Source organism: Rhodospirillales bacterium (genome assembly GCA_014323865.1).
Classification (GTDB): domain Bacteria; phylum Pseudomonadota; class Alphaproteobacteria; order SP197; family SP197; genus SP197.
The window spans coordinates 523716-542141 of record JACONG010000016.1 but is presented as its reverse complement, the minus strand read 5'-3'; the positions used below and the strand labels follow the sequence as shown (position 1 = coordinate 542141).

Annotated in this window: 19 protein-coding genes; 7 read left to right on the top strand and 12 right to left on the bottom strand. The window is 64.3% G+C overall.

Annotation, left to right across the window (positions count from 1 at the left end; all coding sequences use genetic code 11):
• Positions 1-5: 5 nt before the first annotated feature.
• The 4 genes from GDA49_11565 to dnaK form a co-directional block, all read right to left on the bottom strand.
• Positions 6-815, bottom strand: a complete 810-nt coding sequence (locus tag GDA49_11565) for a 4-hydroxy-tetrahydrodipicolinate reductase (GenBank protein ID MBC6441020.1) — start codon at positions 813-815, stop codon at positions 6-8.
• A 46-nt stretch (positions 816-861) separates the two neighbouring features.
• Positions 862-1128, bottom strand: coding sequence for a hypothetical protein (locus tag GDA49_11560; GenBank protein ID MBC6441019.1), 267 nt, complete (start codon positions 1126-1128; stop codon positions 862-864).
• A 178-nt stretch (positions 1129-1306) separates the two neighbouring features.
• Positions 1307-2443 carry a molecular chaperone DnaJ gene (gene dnaJ, locus GDA49_11555; GenBank protein ID MBC6441018.1) on the bottom strand — a complete coding sequence of 379 codons (1137 nt, stop codon included), beginning with the start codon at positions 2441-2443 and terminating at the stop codon, positions 1307-1309.
• 82 nt (positions 2444-2525) lie between these two features.
• Positions 2526-4448, bottom strand: a complete 1923-nt coding sequence (gene dnaK / locus GDA49_11550; protein MBC6441017.1) for a molecular chaperone DnaK — start codon at positions 4446-4448, stop codon at positions 2526-2528.
• 228 nt (positions 4449-4676) lie between these two features.
• Here dnaK and GDA49_11545 point away from each other — a divergent pair, with 228 nt between their 5' ends.
• Positions 4677-5513, top strand: a complete 837-nt coding sequence (locus tag GDA49_11545; protein ID MBC6441016.1) for an isocitrate lyase/phosphoenolpyruvate mutase family protein — start codon at positions 4677-4679, stop codon at positions 5511-5513.
• Positions 5514-5714: 201 nt separating this feature from the next.
• On the opposite strand, the gene GDA49_11540 is transcribed toward GDA49_11545, so the two are convergent.
• From GDA49_11540 to hrcA, 3 genes are all read right to left on the bottom strand, one after another.
• Positions 5715-5963 carry a hypothetical protein gene (locus tag GDA49_11540; protein MBC6441015.1) on the bottom strand — a complete coding sequence of 83 codons (249 nt, stop codon included), beginning with the start codon at positions 5961-5963 and terminating at the stop codon, positions 5715-5717.
• Between the two features lie 177 nt (positions 5964-6140).
• Positions 6141-6833 (bottom strand): nucleotide exchange factor GrpE, encoded by a 693-nt coding sequence (gene grpE, locus GDA49_11535; GenBank protein ID MBC6441014.1) that lies wholly within the window; start codon positions 6831-6833, stop codon positions 6141-6143.
• A gap of 36 nt (positions 6834-6869) precedes the next feature.
• A complete protein-coding gene (gene hrcA / locus GDA49_11530) occupies positions 6870-7913 on the bottom strand; it encodes a heat-inducible transcriptional repressor HrcA (protein MBC6441013.1) in 1044 nt (347 codons plus the stop codon).
• A gap of 139 nt (positions 7914-8052) precedes the next feature.
• On the opposite strand from hrcA, the gene rph reads away from it, so the two are divergent.
• Genes rph through GDA49_11515 form a run of 3 tightly spaced genes read left to right on the top strand, consistent with a single transcriptional unit; the run spans position 8053 to position 10543 of the window.
• Positions 8053-8778: a ribonuclease PH gene (gene rph, locus GDA49_11525; GenBank protein MBC6441012.1), complete on the top strand. Its 726-nt coding sequence runs from the start codon at positions 8053-8055 to the stop codon at positions 8776-8778.
• Positions 8778-9380, top strand: coding sequence for an RdgB/HAM1 family non-canonical purine NTP pyrophosphatase (gene rdgB, locus GDA49_11520; protein MBC6441011.1), 603 nt, complete (start codon positions 8778-8780; stop codon positions 9378-9380). Before rph ends, rdgB begins: the two co-directional genes overlap by 1 nt.
• Complete coding sequence (locus tag GDA49_11515) at positions 9380-10543, top strand: coproporphyrinogen III oxidase (protein ID MBC6441010.1); 1164 nt, start codon at positions 9380-9382, stop codon at positions 10541-10543. The genes rdgB and GDA49_11515 overlap by 1 nt, the downstream gene beginning before the upstream one ends.
• On the opposite strand, the gene GDA49_11510 is transcribed toward GDA49_11515, so the two are convergent.
• Entirely contained in the window at positions 10536-11942 is a 1407-nt protein-coding gene (locus tag GDA49_11510; protein ID MBC6441009.1) for a penicillin-binding protein activator, read from the bottom strand. The two genes, GDA49_11515 and GDA49_11510, sit on opposite strands and share 8 nt — an antisense overlap.
• 72 nt (positions 11943-12014) lie before the next feature.
• Here GDA49_11510 and GDA49_11505 point away from each other — a divergent pair, with 72 nt between their 5' ends.
• From GDA49_11505 to gshB, 3 genes are all read left to right on the top strand, one after another.
• Positions 12015-12371 (top strand): YraN family protein, encoded by a 357-nt coding sequence (locus tag GDA49_11505; GenBank protein ID MBC6441008.1) that lies wholly within the window; start codon positions 12015-12017, stop codon positions 12369-12371.
• 79 nt (positions 12372-12450) lie between these two features.
• Complete coding sequence (locus tag GDA49_11500; protein MBC6441007.1) at positions 12451-13035, top strand: BON domain-containing protein; 585 nt, start codon at positions 12451-12453, stop codon at positions 13033-13035.
• Between the two features lie 79 nt (positions 13036-13114).
• A complete protein-coding gene (gene gshB, locus GDA49_11495) occupies positions 13115-14056 on the top strand; it encodes a glutathione synthase (protein ID MBC6441006.1) in 942 nt (313 codons plus the stop codon).
• Between the two features lie 10 nt (positions 14057-14066).
• Here gshB and GDA49_11490 read toward each other — a convergent pair whose 3' ends face one another.
• The 4 genes from GDA49_11490 to GDA49_11475 form a co-directional block, all read right to left on the bottom strand.
• A complete protein-coding gene (locus tag GDA49_11490; protein ID MBC6441005.1) occupies positions 14067-14309 on the bottom strand; it encodes an Hpt domain-containing protein in 243 nt (80 codons plus the stop codon).
• Between the two features lie 210 nt (positions 14310-14519).
• Entirely contained in the window at positions 14520-15005 is a 486-nt protein-coding gene (locus GDA49_11485; GenBank protein ID MBC6441004.1) for a hypothetical protein, read from the bottom strand.
• Between the two features lie 35 nt (positions 15006-15040).
• Complete coding sequence (locus tag GDA49_11480; protein MBC6441003.1) at positions 15041-15496, bottom strand: Crp/Fnr family transcriptional regulator; 456 nt, start codon at positions 15494-15496, stop codon at positions 15041-15043.
• A 24-nt stretch (positions 15497-15520) separates the two neighbouring features.
• On the bottom strand, positions 15521-18238 hold the full coding sequence (locus GDA49_11475) for an ABC transporter ATP-binding protein (protein MBC6441002.1): 2718 nt from the start codon (positions 18236-18238) through the stop codon (positions 15521-15523).
• Positions 18239-18426 lie beyond the last annotated feature (188 nt).

Here is an 18426-nt window from a genome sequence, read left to right as displayed (position 1 = left end):
CGACGTCAATCGCTCAGGCCGAGCACATCCTGCATATCGTAGAACCCGGGATCCCGGCCATGGAGCCAGAGCGCCGCGGTGATCGCACCGCGGGCGAAGATGCCGCGGTCGGTGGCGCGATGTCCGATCTCAATACGCTCGCCATCGGCGGCGAAGACGACCATGTGTTCGCCCACGACATCGCCACCGCGCAGTGCAGCCATCCCGATCGCGCCACGCTCGCGCGCACCGGTTATGCCGTCACGACCCCGGTCGGCGACATCGTCGAGGACGACCCCACGTCCCTCGGCCACGGCTTCGGCCAGGGCGAGCGCCGTACCCGACGGCGCATCGACCTTGTGGCGGTGATGCATCTCGACGATCTCAATGTCGAACTCGTCGTCGAGCGTCGCGGCAACCTTGCGCGTGACGCTGAGCAGGAGGTTGACGCACAGGCTCATGTTGGCGGCGAAGACGATGGGTGCGGAGGCAGCACAGGTGGCGAGCGCGGCCTTGTCGTCGGCCGAGAGACCAGTGGTGCCAACCACGAGGCCCTTGCGGGTCGCCGCAGCTTCGCGTGCGTTGGCGAGCGTCGAGACCGGTGCGGTGAAATCGACCACCACGTCGCTCGCAGCAAACAGCGCAGAGCGATCGTCGCCGATCGCGACCTCCAGGGGCTTGAGGCCGGCAAGGACACCAAGGTCCTTGCCGAGCGAATCGCTACCCGGCTGTTCCGAACCCGCGGCCACGATCGCGCCTTCGCGCACAAACGCCGTCCGGGCGAGCATGCGGCCCATGCGCCCGGCGGCTCCGCATATGCCGATCCTGACAGTCATAGCGCATCCATAGAACGGAACGCGCCGAGATGGAAACAGTGTGCGCTCAGCGCACACGTGTGAGCACCTTGACGGGAATGCCGACATCGGGATCGGACAGCGCCTCTTCGGCGGCGCGTTCGTAGCGTACCATCCCGAAGGCTAGGTACTCCTCGAGGGTCACACCTGTGCGGCAGGCCGCGAACTCCTTTTCGGTCACGACACCGTCGGCATCGCCGTCGAGCAGGCTGAAGTTCGCAGCCATCGCCTCGTCGTGCGTCATCCTGCCATCGTCGTTGGCATTGGCCGCGCTTAGACCGTCGGCACAGGCCATCAGATCTTCTTCCCGCATCACGCTGGATTGAGCGAGTGCGGGCGACGACAGTACGGCGGCGAGAACCAGAGGAAGCAGTCAGGCGCATATAAACAGTTCCTTCGCGGCAACCGGAAATCATTCACCCGGGGTGTGGCAAACTGAGGGCGAACGGCAGGTGAATTCGGTCGAACCCGATCTAGTCGGTCAGGTCCTGCCAGAGGTCCTTCACCTTGGTGAAGAAGCCTTCCGATTCCGGGTTCTGGCCCTTGCCGCCACCGGCCTCATCGAACTTCTTGAGGAGCTCTTTCTGGCGGGCAGTCAGGGCGACCGGGGTTTCGACCAAGGTTTCGATGATCATGTCACCGCGGGCCGAGCTGCGGACACCGGTCATACCCTTGCCGCGTAAGCGGAACTGACGTCCGGTCTGCGTTCCGGCGGGAATCGAAACCTTGGCGCGCTTGCCGTCGATCGTGGGGACCTCGATCGTACCGCCGAGAGCCGCGGTCACGAGCGTGATCGGCACCGGGCAGTAGATCGTGCCGCCGTCGCGCTGGAAGATCGGATGCGGGCGGACGGTCAGAACGATGTAGAGATCGCCCGCGGGCCCGCCGCGCCCGCCCGCCTCGCCCTCGCCCGAGAGGCGAATGCGCATGCCGTCGTCGACGCCGGCAGGGATCGTGACGTTGAGCGACTTTTCCTTCTGCACCCGGCCCGCGCCACCGCAAACCTTGCAGGAATCGCCGATCACCTTGCCCGTACCGCCGCAGGTCGGGCAGGTCCGCTCGATAGAGAAGAAGCCCTGCTGGGCCCGCGCCTTGCCGTAGCCGGCGCAGGTGCCGCAGATAGACGTTGCTTCGGGATCGTCGGCACCGCTACCGCCACAGGCTTCGCAGATGACGGCGGTCGGCACGCGGACCTTCGCCTGCTTGCCGGCGAAGGCCTCCTCGAGCGTGATCCCCATGTTGTAACGCAGATCGGCGCCGCGCTGGCCGTTGCCCTGGCCACGACGACGGTTGCCGCCCATGAACTCGCCGAACAGATCGTCGAACACGTCGGCGAAGCTCGAAGCAAAATCATGCGCCTGGGCCCCGCCGCCACCCATGCCGTTCTCGAAGGCGGCATGGCCGAACTGGTCGTAGGCGGCGCGCTTCTGCTCGTCCTTCAGAACCTCGTAAGCCTCGTTGGCTTCCTTGAACTTCTGCTCGGCCTCGGCGTTGTCCTGGTTGCGGTCGGGGTGATACTGCATGGCGAGTTTGCGATAGGCGCTCTTGATCGCCTTCTCGTCCGCGCCGCGCTCGACGCCAAGCACGTCATAGTAATCGCGTTTGGCCATTGTTCGTATCTATCCCGCCGAAATGGAACCGACACGGGCCGCACCGGTCGCGGTACGGCCTGTCATCGTGTTCGCGCCTTGATCAGACCGTGCCGGTCTTCTTGTCGTCGTCGTCGACCTCTTCGAACTCGGCATCGACGACACCGTCCTCGGCGGGAGACGAACCGTCGCCGCCCGCCGCAGCCTCGGCCTCCTGCTGAGCCTTGTAGATGGCGTCACCCATCTTCATTGCAGCCTGCATCAGCACCTGGGTCTTCGACTCGATCGCCTCGGTCTGGGCGTCCTCGTTCTCGATCACGGCCCGTAGCTCGGTGATCGCCGCCTCGATCTCACCCTTCACATCAGGATCGACAGCATCGCCGTGCTCCGAGAGCTGCTGCTCGGTCGAGTGGATCAGGCCGTCGGCTTGGTTGCGCGCCTCGACACCCTCACGTCGCTTCTTGTCTTCCTCGGCGTGGCTCTCGGCGTCCTTCACCATGCCGTCTATCTCGTCGTCGGAGAGACCGCCGGAGGCCTGGATGCGGATCTGCTGCTCCTTGCCGGTCGCCTTGTCCTTGGCCGAGACGTTGACGATGCCGTTGGCGTCGATGTCGAAGGTGACCTCGATCTGCGGCAGGCCGCGCGGTGCGGTCGGAATGCCGACCAGGTCGAACTGACCCAGCATCTTGTTGTCGGACGCCATCTCGCGCTCGCCCTGGGCAACGCGGATGGTCACCGCGGTCTGGTTGTCTTCGGCGGTCGAGAATACCTGGCTCTTGCGCGTCGGGATCGTCGTGTTGCGGTCAATCAGGCGGGTGAAGACACCACCCAGCGTCTCGATGCCCAGCGAGAGCGGCGTGACGTCGAGCAGAAGGACGTCCTTGACCTCGCCCTGCAGCACGCCGGCCTGGATAGCCGCACCGATCGCGACGACCTCGTCGGGGTTCACACCTTTGTGCGGCTCCTTGCCGAAGAACTGCTGCACCTTCTCCTGGCACTTGGGCATGCGGGTCATGCCGCCGACCAGGACGACTTCGTCGATTTCGCCAGCCGTCAGGCCCGCATCCTTCAGGGCCTTCTTGCACGGCACCAGGGTACGCTCGAGCAGGTCGTCGACGAGCGCCTCAAGCTTGGCGCGGGTAAGCTTGATGGTGAGATGCTTCGGACCCGAGGCATCGGCCGTGATAAAGGGCAGGTTGATCTCGGTCTGGACCGCACTCGAAAGCTCGATCTTGGCCTTCTCGGCGGCTTCCTTCAGACGCTGCAGCGCAAGCTTGTCGACGCGCAGGTCGATGCCGTTCTCCTTCTGGAACTCCTCGGCCAGGTAATCGAGAATCCGCTTGTCGAAGTCCTCGCCGCCTAGGAAGGTGTCGCCGTTGGTCGACTTCACCTCGAAGACGCCGTCGCCGATCTCCAGCACCGACACGTCGAACGTGCCGCCGCCGAGGTCATAAACCACGATGGTGCCCTGTTCCTTCTTGTCGAGGCCGTAGGCCAGCGCGGCCGCGGTCGGCTCGTTGATGATGCGCAACACCTCAAGGCCGGCGATCTTGCCGGCGTCCTTGGTCGCTTGGCGCTGGCTGTCGTTGAAATAGGCCGGAACGGTGATGACCGCCTGGGTCACGCTGCCGCCTGTGTGGGCCTCAGCCGTCTCCTTCATCTTCTGCAGGATGAAGGCCGAGATCTGACTCGGGCTGTACTTCTCGCCGCGGGCCTCGACCCAAGCGTCGCCGCTGTCGGCCTTGACGATGTTGTAGGGGACGAGATCCTTGTCCTTCTGGGTCATCGGGTCGTCGAAACTGCGGCCGATCAGCCGCTTGATGGCGAAGAGCGTGGCCTCGGGGTTCGTCACCGCTTGGCGCTTCGCGGCCTGGCCGACCAGGCGTTCGCCATCCTCGGCAAAGGCCACCAAAGACGGCGTCGTGCGGCCGCCTTCCGAGTTCTCGATGACGCGGGAGCTACCGGCTTCCATGACCGCGACGCACGAGTTGGTCGTGCCGAGGTCGATACCAATCACTTTGCTCATGTGTTCGTTCTCCTTTTGGCGGGCCCTGTGCAAGGCCCGCGGCGCGGCGCCTCAGGGTGGACCCAAGAAAATTTCTTTCGGGCCATGTGTGATATGGGTGTGACACCAAGCGGTGCAAGGGCGCAACACAGCGAAAAACAAGCGCTTTTGGACTCGGGACAAGATCGCTGTCTTGCCAGATGTTGCATTTTGTTCTAGGTCTTTGGGACTCATCCGGAGCCGATCGCCATGCCCGTCACCCTCGCCGAAAAAGCCGCCCGATTCCGGGCCCTGCACGCGAAAGGTAAGACCTTCGTGATGCCCAATGCGTGGGATCCCGGTAGTGCCCGACTTCTGGAGTCGCTGGGCTTCGAGGCCCTGGCAACGACCAGCGCGGGCATCAACTACGCCAACGGGCTGCCCGACGGACCCGACGCCGCACCCTATGACCTGACCATGGCGCGTCACGAGGCGATTGCCAAGGCCGTGAAGGTGCCGGTCAACGGCGACCTCGAGAACGGCTACGGTCACAGCCCGGAGGCGGTCGCGTCCTGCATCGGCGATGCCATAGGGCGCGGCATGGCGGGCTGCGGTATCGAGGACTACACCGGCAATCCGGCGAAGCCGTACTACGACATCGACCTCGCCGCAGATCGCATTGCAGCGGCGCGGGAGGCCGCCGACAACAGCGGAACCGCCTTCACCCTGACGGCCCGTGCCGAGTGTTTCCTCTATGGCCACGACGACCCGCTGCCCGAGTCCATCAGGCGGCTCAACCGGTTTCGCGAAGCGGGCGCCGACTGCCTCTATGCGCCCGGTCCGACCGACGATGCGACACTCAAGACCTTCGTTGCCGAGGTCGACGGACCGCTCAACGTGGTGGTGGGCATGGGCGGCGGGGCGACCGTTGCCCATATGGCAGAACTCGGCATCACTCGCATCAGCACCGGCGGCAGCCTGTTCCGCGGCGTCTACGGCACCCTGATGGCGTTCGGTAAGGCCATGGCCGACGAGGGCATGTTCCCCCATCTAGAGCGCGCGATGCCGGACGGCAAGATGATGCGCCTCGCTTCGGGCCGAAGCTGAGCCTCGAAAACAGGCGGGGCACGTACGCGGTGTCTGCAAAGGGGGATCCTGTAACCGCGTAACTCTTTGTGCCTCTGGCTCGCTCCGGCCCTATGCGGGTGGGCGAAAGGGAACCTCTTCTCAAAAACTGTGTTCCTCTCGGCCGCAGTCATCAATGGCTCAAGACCAAAACCAGGAAAAGTGATGCACGTAGGCTTGGGGTTACCCGCGCATATGACGGAAGTCCTTGACCAGTTCGTTCAGCGTGACGCGCTGTTCGTCGTCGAGGATCTCATAGAGATCGCCCACAGGCTCGCTAACGCCCGGGTCACCGATCTTCTGACGCCACTGCAGGTCGCAATCACGCTTTGCGGCAACCATCCGGGCGGCGACATTGCGGGCAGCCGGGTCGCCCTCGGCCACCTGATCGCGACCGACGCGGGTTACCTGCAGACCGACAAGGGGCACCACGCTGGGGCTGGGCGGCGATGCTGGCGGCGGCCTGATCGCACGATGCGCAGAGGACGGATCGGAGCGCTCCCATCTCGACGCCGCATTGGCCCGTCACATGAGCGAACGCCGCTGGCTCAAAGCGCGGCCAGACGGCCTCGATGTCACCGACGTCGGGCGCTCGCCAACCTGTTCGCGCTACGCCTCTGAGGAGGCATCCTCCTTCGGCGCCTTGGCAACACCGACCATGACCGGGCGCAGCAGGCGGCCGTGAATCATGTAGCCCGAACGCAGCACCTGCATCACCGTGCCGGGCTCGAAGTCGTTCGTTTCGGTCTCGAACATGGCCTGATGCAGGTTGGGATCGAAACGCGCACCGGCGGTTTCAATCATCTCAATGCCGTGACGGCTCAAGGCGCCGTTGAGCGCGCGCATGGTCAGGTCGACACCCTCGACCAGACCCTTGGCGGAGCCGCCCTGGCGGTCTTCGCCGGACACGGCTTCGAGCGCCCGGTTGAGGTTGTCGGCCACCGCAAGCATGTCCTCGGCGAACTTCGAGGTCGCAAACTTGCTGGCATCCTCGCGATCCTTCTGAGCCCGCTTGCGCACGTTTTCCATCTCGGCGGCGGCACGCAGCAGGCGGTCGGTCAGATCGGCGACCTGGCCCTCGAGCTCGGCAATGCGCCCGGCATCGTTGTCGTCCGAAGAATCATCGTCATCCGTAGCGATCTCGTCGATCACCAGACCGTCGTCGGCATCCAGGCCATCCTCGGCGATGTCCGACGCCGACCCGCCGAACTCGACGACCTCCTCGACGGTGGTGTCGTCGTTGGCGGGCTGAGGCGTGACCGTCTCGTCGGCCTCCGGGTTTTTCTTCGTTTCGTCACTCATCTCGGTCCTGTTCGGGTCGTTCGGTGGTGTCATATGTCAGCTCAGCAGGCGGCCCACGATTTTGGCAGTATAGTCCACTATGGGAATGATGCGGGCGTAGTTCATGCGGGTCGGGCCAATCACGCCCAATGCGCCGATAAAGCGGCCGCCTTCATCGGAGACAGGTGCCACAATCGTCGAACAACCCGAGAGCTGGAACAGTTCGTTGTCGGCCCCGATGAAGATGCTGACGCCCTCGGCCTCCTGCGTCAGGTCAATGAGCTGAGACATGTGGTGCGCCTCGTCGAGCTTGTCGAACAGCTCGCGAATGCGCTCCAGATCGGCCAGTGCCCGGACGTCGTCGAGCAGGTTGGCCTGCCCTTTGACCATCAGGGTCGCGCGCTCCTCGGGTGTGTTGGCACCTGACCAAGTCGCAAGCCCGGCCGTCACGACCCGCTCGGAAAGCGCGTCGAGTTCGGCTTCGTGATGTGCCAGTTCCGCCAGGATCTGGCTGCGCGCCTCGTCCAGCGTGCGGCCGCCCAGCCGCGAGGAGAGATAGTTGCCCGCACGGATCAGGGCTTGGGGCGTGACACCGGGCGGCAGTTCGATGATCCGGTTTTCGACCGCGCCATTTTCCTGGACGACGATGACTAGGGCCCGATCCGGGGCGAGCGAAACGAACTCGACGTGGCGGAAGGCCGACTCCTGCTTGGGTGCGACGACGACACCGGCATGATGCGACAGGCCCGAGAGCAGGCCCGTGGCCGACGCCAGCACCTCTTCGAAGGCGCGGCCCGAGTCCTCGCAGGCTGCCTTGATGGCGGCGCGTTCGTCGGCGGCAAGATCACCAAGCTGCAGAAGGCCGTCGACAAACAGACGCAGGCCGAGATCGGTCGGCTGGCGACCGGCGCTGGTGTGCGGCGCAAAGATCAGCCCGGCATCCTCAAGATCGGACATGACGTTGCGCACGCTGGCGGGCGACAGCGATCCCGGCAGCTGCCTGGCGATCGTGCGCGACCCTACCGGCTCGCCGGTGCGGACGTATTCGTCCACCAGGACGCGGAAGATCTCTCGGCTACGTTCGTTAAGTTCCTGAATCATCCCCTCTTTCCGAGACATTGGCGCGCCCCGCACGGGGCTGCATGTAAGCGCTGTCCCGGTCGGGGTCAACGGCGAACGATCGGTGGTTCCGGCAACCGTCAAACAACGGTAGGGTCCGCCCCGCCACCAGACAGGACCCATGATGACACGACCCAGCGGCCGCACGCCCGAGGCCTTGCGTACCATCCGGCTCGAGCCAGGCTTTTCCAAACACGCCGAGGGATCGTGCATGACCCGATTCGGTGACACCCATGTGCTCTGTACCGCCAGTGTTGAGGAACGGGTACCGCCATGGCTGCGCAACCGGGGGCGCGGCTGGGTCACGGCCGAATATGGCATGCTGCCGCGTGCGACCAACACCCGTACCGATCGCGAAGCCGCCCGCGGCAAGCAGTCGGGCCGGACACAGGAGATTCAGCGCCTGATCGGTCGCAGCCTGCGCGCCGTGGCCGATCTGGAGGTGCTGGGCGAACGTCAGATCAAAGTCGATTGCGACGTCATCCAGGCCGACGGCGGCACACGCACGGCAGCGATCACCGGCGGTTTCGTCGCCCTCCACATCGCGCTTCAGCACCTGGTCGACGAAGGCCTCATCGCATCTCTGCCGCTGAGCGATCATGTCGCGGCGATCTCCTGCGGCATCATCGACGGCGTGCCGGTCGCCGACCTCGACTATGCCGAGGATTCGACAGCCGGTGCCGACGCCAACTTCGTCATGACGGGCCTGGGCAACCTGGTCGAAGTCCAGGCGACCGCCGAGGGCGCAGTCTTTCGCCGCACGGAGTTCGACCGGCTGCTCGACCTCGCTGTCGCGGGCATCGATGAACTCGTGGGCCACCAGAAAGCGGCCTTGGGACTGGCCTGATGAGCGAGCGGCTCGACCTGCCACCGAAGCTTGTGATCGCCAGCCACAATCTCGGCAAGGTGCGCGAAATCGACGATCTGTTGCAGCCGTTCTCGGTGGATGTCGTCGGCGCCGACACACTCGGCCTGCCCGAGCCCGAGGAAACCGGCGACACCTTTAAAGACAACGCACTGATTAAGGCGGTCGCGGCGGCAGACGGTTCGGGGCTGCCTGCGCTGTCAGACGACTCCGGTCTCGCGGTCTCCGGTCTGAGCGGTGAACCGGGCATCTACTCGGCACGCTGGGGCGGACCCGACAAGGATTTCGCTCTTGCCATGGCGCGGGTGGAACGTGAGCTCGGTGACAACCCGGACCGCCGTGCAAGCTTCCATTGCGTTCTAGGCCTAGCTTGGCCGGACGGCCGGACGCGAACCTTCGAGGGCCGGATCGACGGCCATCTCGAATTCCCGCCGCGCGGCGAAAACGGATTCGGTTACGACTCCTGCTTCGTGCCCGAAGGCGACAGCCGCACGTTCGGCGAAATGGCGATGGAGGAGAAGAAGGCCTTCAACCATCGCGCCCGGGCCTTCGCCAAGCTGATCGGAGCTGCGGGCTTCCATTGATGGCGGCGACCGATCCCGGCTTCGGTGTCTATGTCCACTGGCCGTTCTGCCAGTCGAAGTGCCCCTACTGCAACTTCAACAGCCATGTCCGTGAGGCGGTCGACCACAACGCCTGGCGCGCGGCGCTGGTCCGCGAGACGGCTCACATGGCCGAACAGATGCCGGGCCGCACAGTCACCAGCGTATTCTTCGGCGGCGGCACGCCGTCGCTGATGGAACCGGCCACGGTCGAGGCCGTACTCGACGCCATCGCTGCACACTGGTCCGTCGACCCTGATGTCGAGATCACGCTCGAGGCCAATCCTGGCAGCGTCGAGGTCAACCGTTTCGTGGGCTATCGCGTAGCGGGCGTGAACCGTGTCTCGCTCGGCGTGCAGGCCCTTGATGACAATGCGCTGCGGGCGCTGGGCCGCCGCCACGACCTCGCCGAGGCCGAGCAGGCGCTGATGGTCGCGCGCGCTGTCTTCGAACGCCTGTCGTTCGACTTGATCTATGCGCGCATGGGTCAGACGCCGGCTGATTGGCAGGCGGAACTCGACCGTACCCTAGCCTATGAGACCGACCATCTGTCGCTTTATCAGCTCACCATCGAACAGGGTACACAGTTCCACACCCTGGCCCGTCGCGGTGCGCTCGACCTGCCGTGTGAAGACGACCAAGCCGCGATGTACGAGCTGACCCAGGAGCGCACCGAGAAGGCAGGACTGCCGGCCTACGAGATCTCGAACCATGCGCGGCCCGGTCAGGAGAGCCGCCACAACACCGTCTACTGGCGGTCGGGCGAATGGGCTGGCGTCGGACCCGGCGCCCACGGACGACTCAACCAGCCCGGCGGCAGGAGCGTCCACCGGTGCCAGCAGCGTGCCCCTGAGATCTGGCTCAAGGAGGTCGGGCACAACGGCCACGGTACGGCCGAGATCGAGACGATCGAAGGGCCCGATCGCCTCGCCGAGGTTCTCATGATGGGGCTCCGGCTCTCCAACGGCCTCGGCGCGCATGATCTCGAGCGCGCCTGCGGTCCTGCCTGGCAGGACGACCTCGATCACGATCGGCTCGACGGTTTGGTGAACGACGGCTATTTGGACCGACCCGCAGACGGCCTTCGTGCAACGGCCAAAGGCCGTCCCGTCCTCAACGCCGTACTGGCCCGCCTGCTCAGTTAGGCATCAGCAGCGACACCGTGGGCGGTTCGAAGGAGGTCGGCGCTGGCGAGACCTCGACAACGCCGCCCGACGAGATCTCCATGACCGCCAGAGCGCGCTCTGGCAGCCCGTCGGCCTCGAAGCGGAACAGCCCATCAACACCGGCGAAACCGCGCCAGTCGGTGATAGCCCGCTCGCTGAAATCGCCGTCATCACCACTGCTGGTAAGGGCCGCGGCCAGAGCCATGGCGTCGTAGGCGAGCGTCGCCAGGCGCGGCGGGTTGCCGTCGTAGGCTGCGAGAAAATGATCGGCGAACCAGACGCGGCTCGTCTCGGGCGTGGTGGCGAACCAGGCGCCCTTCATAACCGGCTCGCGGATCAGCGTCGCGTCGTTCCAACTCTCAAGACCCAGCAGCCGGGTCTGGTCGGGGTTCACATCGTAGTAGCCGAGATAAGCTGCGATCTGGCGCAGCAGGGAGCCAGCCTCGGGTACGAGAAGCGCATCGAAGGCGATACCGCCGATTGCGTCGGTCTCCCGCAGGCGTTCGATCGCCGCCATGGAAACCTCGTCGCCACGCTGCTGCAGCTCGAAGATCTGAGCCTGCAGGTCCGCCTGGCGGGCCGGGAAGGCAGTCAGCTGCTGCACCGATTCGTCGATACCGATGCCGTCAATGTTATAAAAGGCGCGCGCCGTCACCGTACCGCCGTAGCGGGCGGCCGCCTCTTCGAGGGCCGAGGCCATGCGCTGGCCGAAGTTGCTCTGGGGCGCCAGAACGGCGAAGCGCAGATGGCCCTGATTGGCGGCATAGGTGACGACCCGCTCGACCTGGTTCTCAGGCGCGATGCCGAGAACATAGACGCCTGGCTCGGCAACCCGCAGGTCCGACGACAGCGCGATCATGTTGATGCCGGCCTGCTGGGCGACAGGCGCAGCAGCGCTCACCGCATGGGAAAACAGAGGACCGACGATGAGATCAGGCTGACCCGCCAGGACCTGGCGCGCAGCCGTCGCGGCACCCTCGGCGGTTCCCTGGGTGTCGGCGACGATCAGATCGATGCGGCCGTTGTTGATGTCGAACAAGGCCAGCGTCGCCGCGTCCAGCAGGTCATGGCCGAGCTCGGCATGCGTGCCCGACAACGGGAGTAGAAGAGCGACACGGCTGGTCTGACCTGCAGCCGGACCGTAGGCCGGCTCGGAGATGCCCGTAACAGGATCGATAACGATGCTGTCGGGATCCTCGTTGAAGGCCGACTCGACCGCTTCCCCGGAAACGACGAGTGCGGCGCCCGCAGCGGCGGCCTGCTCACCGTGATCCTGTTTCGGCGAAGTCATGCAGGACGCAAGCGCGAACATCGCGACGGCCAGGACGGCTGGCAGGGCGACGTACGCGCCGCGAGGGAAACGGGGACTGGAATGCATTGTTGTTCTCCGCTTGGTCGCGCAAGACGGTGACAACTATGATCGGCAAACTTGGCAGAATTGAGAAGCCGCATGAACCGATCCGACCGGCAGATCGCAGAAGCATGGGGCCGCAGCGCCGAACGTCTGGCGATTTTCGCACTCGCCTGCAAGGGCTACCGCATCGTCGCGCGCCGCTGGCGGGCACCTTCGGGAGAAATCGATCTGGTTGCCCGCAAGGGGCGGCTTCTCGTGGCGGTCGAGGTCAAGGCGCGGCGCGGGGGCGACGAACATCCGGTTACGCTGCGCCAGTGGCTCCGGATCGCCAAGGCGCTCGAAGCCTACATCGCGCACAACCCAGCGTTGTCCCAGCTCGACCGCCGCTACGACCTTGTCGTGGTCGCCCCCTGGCGCTGGCCGCGCCATACGCCCGACGCATGGCGACCATAAATCCGCCGCTTTTTGTGGTATTGTTCCCAGACGAACTACCAATGTATACGGCCTGAAGCACAGTTCGGAGACCCGACGCATGACGCCTAGGATTCTCGCCATACTTGCCTTTCCCGCCCTTGCAACACCGATCCTGTCCGGTTGCGCCGCCCTGGTCGTGGGGTCCGCTGCGACAGGCGGTGTCGCCATCGCAGAGGAACGAACCCTCGGCGATCAGGTCGACGACCTCACGATCAAGCTCGCCATCAACGAAGAGCTCTTCATGCACAACGAGCAGCTCTATCAGGACGTCTCGATCAACGTCACCGAAGGCCGCGTGATGCTGACCGGCAAAGTCGCGACGCCTGAAGACCGCGTCGACGCAGTGCGGATCGCCTGGCAGCCCGAAGGCGTGGTCGAGGTCATCAACGAACTCCAGGTGACAGACAGCGGCAGCGTCGGGAGCTATCTCAACGACATCAGAATCTCCATTGAGCTGCGCACCAATCTGCTGTTCGACAGTGAGGTCAACTCGATCAACTTCAACGTCGATACCGTCGGCGCCGTCGTCTATCTGACCGGCATCGCCGAGGATCAGTCCGAGTTGCAGCGCGTGGTCAACCATGCACGCACGATCTCGGGCGTGAAGGAAGTCGTCAGCCACGTCCGTGTGAAGTCGACCTGACGCAGGCGTGCGCCGACTTCCCAACGGCTCTGTTCCACTCTAAGCAGGGCCTCTATTTCCCCAGCGAGGGCATTGCGAGATGACCCTTTCCGTCGCCGTCCAGATGGACCCGGTCGAGGCGATCGACATTGATGCCGACACCACTTTCGTGCTGGCGCTTGAGGCGCAGGAACGGGGTCATGACGTCTACTTCTACCTGCCCCAGGACCTGATCTTTCGCGACGGCAAGGTGATGGCCTACGCTCGGCCGATGCATCTGCGGCGCAAGGCGGGCGATCACGTCACGCTCGGCAACGTCGCCCTGATGGACCTCGCCGAAATGGACGTCGTCCTGATGCGCCAGGACCCGCCGTTCGACATGTCCTACATCACCGCGACGCATCTGCTCGAGAAGCTGCAGCCTAGGACGCTGGTCGTGAATGATCCCGCCGAGGTGCGCAACGCGCCCGAGAAGATCTTCGTCACGCACTTCGAGGGTGTCATGCCGCCCACGCTGATCACCTCGTCGGTGCAGGCCATCCGGGACTTCCGCGACGAACACGAGGACATCATCGTCAAGCCGCTCTACGGCAACGGCGGTGCGGGCGTGTTCCACATCACGCCCAGCGATGAAAACCTGGCCTCGCTACTCGAGATGTTCGAGCAGATGTTCCGCGAGCCGCTCATTGTTCAGAAGTACCTGACCGAGGTGCGCGACGGCGACAAGCGCATCATCTTGGTCGAAGGCAAGCCGGTGGGCGCCATCAACCGGATTCCCGCAGCCGGGGAATCGCGCTCGAACATGCATGTCGGCGGACGACCGGTCGCTTCGGCCCTGACCCGGCGCGAGTGCGAGATCTGCGACATCATCGGCCCCGAACTTGCCCGCCGCGGCATGGTCTTCGTCGGCATCGACGTGATCGGCGGCTGGCTGACCGAGATCAACGTGACCTCGCCGACGGGGATTCAGGAGGTCAATCGTTTCGACGGCGTGAAGCTCGAGGCGCTGGTCTGGAACGCGATCGAAAAACGCCTGGGCTGACGCGTGCGACTCAGGCGGCCGACGCCTCGTCGTCCAGCTTCGGCAACTCCGCGAGTGCGCCGTCCAGCGCGTCGAGCAGGTCCGTCACGGCGGGGCCCAGGCCCTCGGCATCGTCGTCGCGAACCGCTTTCTGCACCGCATCGGCCAGACGGGAGGCGCGCTTCACACCGAGGTTGCCGGCGGTCGAAACCAGATTGTGGGCGTGATGATTGATAGAGCGTGTCTTGATCCCCCGTCGCAAAGGCGTCGGCAATCGATGCGCGTTGCTCGGCGGCCTGGGCAAGAAACTCCGCGACGACGCTGCGCACGCTGTCGGTGCCCAGCATCTCGATTAGGGCATCAAGCGTGGCCCGGTTGATTCGTGGCGGCGCTGTCTGCCCACTGGTGGACTCGCCTGACATCGGTTCCCGCCGAAATCTCAGGCCATTGTCCGCCTCGGTCCGCGCCGAGCCGATGACAGCCGTCACACCTTCTGTATGTGGTAGCGGCCAGGCACCACGCCTTCTGGGAGATCGATCATCTGCCAGCCGTCGCCTGGCACCGGCTGGTCGCTGACGACGATCGCACCGGAGGTCAGCAGCGGCAAAAGCGCACCGGCCAGCCAACGCCCGAGCGCCAGCGAGGTACCCTTGTCGCCCGAGCCGATGTCAACATGCGCCAGCACGGTGGTTGCGCCCAGGCGCTGGGCGGCCAGCGGCATGGTCTCGCTGAGATCGCCCAGGAACATGTGTTCATCGTCGGGGATGCAGTCGGGATGAGCAGCAATCTGTCGGTCGAAGCAGTAGATCGTGCGATCGGGCATCAGCTCGCGCAGATGGTCGTAGGTCCGGCCGTTGCCGAGTCCGATCTCCAGAACGGGTCCGCCGCGACCGTCGATCAGCGACGCTGCAGCACCGAGGCAGTCGCGCTGGGCCTCCAGACGACGGATCACACTGTCGAGACGGCTCACGACTCACCCCGGAAACGATCGGACATCGCGAAACGTCAGGCCAGACGCTGCGAGACAACTTCGCGCAGCTGTGCCGTCGTGCGCTCCACGCGGCGCGCCAGTTCGCGCATGATCTCGATCGACATGGAGGGGAACTGGCTGACGAGCTGGAAGAACAGGTCCTTCGAGATCATCAACGTCACGAGGTCGGTCTTGGCCTGCACCGTCGCGGTTCGCGGCACGTCGCACAGGATAGCGGTCTCGCCCAGGAAGTCGTTCGTCTTGAGCGTCGCAACCGTGACCTGCCCGGTGTCGGTGGCGACCAGAACGTCGGCTTCACCGTCGATGATGATGTAGGCCGAATCGCCTTCGTCGCCCTGACGGAAGAGCACGTCGCCCTGACCGAAGGTCAGGCGCTCGGCCGTGAAAGCCAGGAGCTTCAGCTTGCTCGGTTCGATCTTGGCGAACAGGGGAATCTTGCGCAGCAGCTCGACATCCTGTTGCAGGCTCATGATGCTTTCTCCCTTGCCGTCCGCCTATTCCGCAGCGACCAGATCAGCCAAGATCGCCTTTTTGGCGATCAGTTCGTCGTATGACCCTTTCTCGGCCACCTTGCCGCCCTTCATGACCACGACCTGATCGAAGGCTTCGGCTTGGCTCGGCCTGTGCATGATCCAGATGACGGCCCTGCCGCGGAACTCTTCGCGTATCTTGTTCAATATGGTGCTTTGCGACGAGCCATCCAGCGCAGCGGTGGCTTCCGAAAGCACGATCACCTGAGGTTGCTTGAGCACCGCGCGCGCAATGGCCGTCTTCTGGCGCTGTGCCAGCGAGAGGCGCGAACCGCCGATGCCGACCTCGAAGTCGATACCCACGACCACAACAGTCGAGCGCAGTTCGAGCGATTCCACGACCTCAGAGATGAGCTGGCCGATCTTGGCTTGGGCCTGCGCCCGGCCGTAGACCAGCTTGCCGAACAGGATGTTGTCCTGAAGCGAGGAGGCGGCGTTGTAGCTGTCTCGGTCGAAGAACTCGACCGCGCCGGCGAGGTCTTCGGGCAACTCCTCGGCGAACAGGCGTCGCGCCTCCAGGATGCGGTCCTGGGTGGCGTCGTCGATCAGGCCGAGGCGATGGCGGGCCGGCGCGAGCTTGAACGGCAGCGAGAGCAGAAGCAGGCGTTGCTCGTCGTTCAGGCCCTCAAGGCTGTCGCGTTCGACCTTGCGCAGGATCGCCTGGTAGTCCGGCAGGTCGTCGAGCGAGATGAACGAGAACTGGGCGAAGTACTCATGGTCGGGCGGCAAATCGGCAAACAGCTCGATCATGGTCTGGGCGACTTCGTGGCCGATCTTGAGGAAGTCGTCGACCAGGTCGACCTCGCCCAGGATCTTCATGACGTATTCGTTCTCGGGCAGACGCTCGAGATCGAACGCGTCACCCACCGGCGTGCCGAACAGGAGGTTCTCGCCGACCGTGGCGTTCGAGTTGTAGGCCGTCCGGTCGAAGGGTTCGACCAGGCCGAGATAGACGTCCTCTTTCAGCCGTTCCTCGAGCAGCTTGCGCGCCTTGAGCAGGCGTTCGGCCGCCTTGGGCCTCTTTTCAGGATCGAGCCTGCCGCGCAGGCCGAGCTGGTAGACATCCTCTTCCATGTCAGCGATATCCAGGGCCCGACGCGCGGCCTCAACCAGACTCTCGTCGTCGGTTGCACCTGCTTGTAACCGGTCGACCCAGTCGGCGAAGACGTCGTCGGGGCTGTTGGCAGTCTTGATCGATTCGCTTCGGGTTCGCGCAAGCTTTTGCCGCTCGTCGGAGCCTTCGGGCTCGCGTTCGTGCTGGGGCGTCTGGCGCAGGCTGTAAAGCAGGTTGTCCTTGAGCGAGGCCGAGAACAGGCTCGTCGCCGGCCCGACGTAGCCGATCCGGCGGCCCGAGATGATCTCGGGCATGGTGTCACCCTCGACACCGCCGTAACTGATCTTGCCTCCGGAGGTATTGACCAGTCTGGCGATGAGCATGGCGGCCCGGTCCTTGCCGCTGCTGGCATCACCCACGATTGCGACGTGGCTGTCGAGCGGAACCTCCAGGTTAAAGCCGTCGATCAGGGTGTCACCGTCTTCCTCGTACTTGACGTTGGTCGCCACGAGATCGCCCTCGAACCTCGGAACCTCGGCATCGCCGGCGACGACCTCGTCCTCGCGCATCCCGGCCGGGGCAAACTGCGTCACCACCTGGTCGTACTTGATCTTGGCGTCTTCGCGGATCTGGTAGTGGTTCAGCAGTTCTTTCCAGGGCGGCGGCAGGTCCTTGTAGGCCGCGAGCACGGCCACGAGACCGCCGAGCGAAAGCGACCCGTCGATCACGAAGTAACCGCCGATGGCGTAGAAGAAGAACGGCGTGAGCTGGGCCAGAAAGTTGTTCAGGAACTTGATGAAAAACTTCTTGCGGTAGATCGCGTAGCGGATCTCGAAGATCCGGCTCATGCGCGAGGTGAACTCGGCCATCTCCCAGCGCACCATGCCGTTGGCGTGCATCTCCTCGACGCCCTGGACCGTTTCGGCGATTCGCTCGGAGACCTTGCGCACCTCCTTGACCCGCTCCTTGCCGAGCAGGTTCACGCGCCGCTGGAGCTTGGGAATGATCCAGCCCTGCATGGGATAGAGCGAAATCGACGCGAGCCCCATCCATACGTCCTGCATGAAGATGAAGACCAGCGCGGTGATCAGCAGGCCGCCCTGATACATCGGCAGCGCGAGCGCATCGCCAATGAAACCGCCGAGCGGCTCGACCTCCTGGGTCACCATTGGAATCAACTCGCCCGAACTGACCCGCCGGAAATAAGGCAGCGGGAACCGCATGATTCGGCTGTAGAGCTGATAGCGCAGCCGCCTGAGCATGCGCTCGCCGAGCAAGCCCTTGTAAACATTGATAAAATATTTGAAGCCACCGTTGATGCCGACGAGCAGCAGGAACACGCCGCTGTAGACCGCGAGCAGGGTCAGCCGCTCCAACTCGACGATGTCGATGCCCAGCAGAACCAACATGCGTTCATCGACCATCTCTGCGCCGGCAATCGCGGACGAGACGCCGGGAACCAAAGGCTCAACCGTGGTTTCCGGCTCGCTCAGAACGTTGTTGACGATCAGCTTCGGGATATCGAGGGAAACGTAATAGAACGGCAGCGAAAGCAGTGTGAAGAGCAGAATGAAAATCTGCTCTCGCTTCGAATAGCGAAAGATAAAGCCGTAAATGGTGCGTTCCATGATGGACGATCAGCGACTCCTGCGACGACGCCTGAAACGGGGGAGAATAGTCGTTCCTACGCTTCAGGGGAATCGCCCAGAGCTCGAAGCGATCAAGTTTGATTCTCGGAACCGTGGGTTTGACCATAGTTTGGCTGTGAAAGCTGTTGTATGGTCGCAACTTTCTCCCGGCTCTGAGCTATGGCATA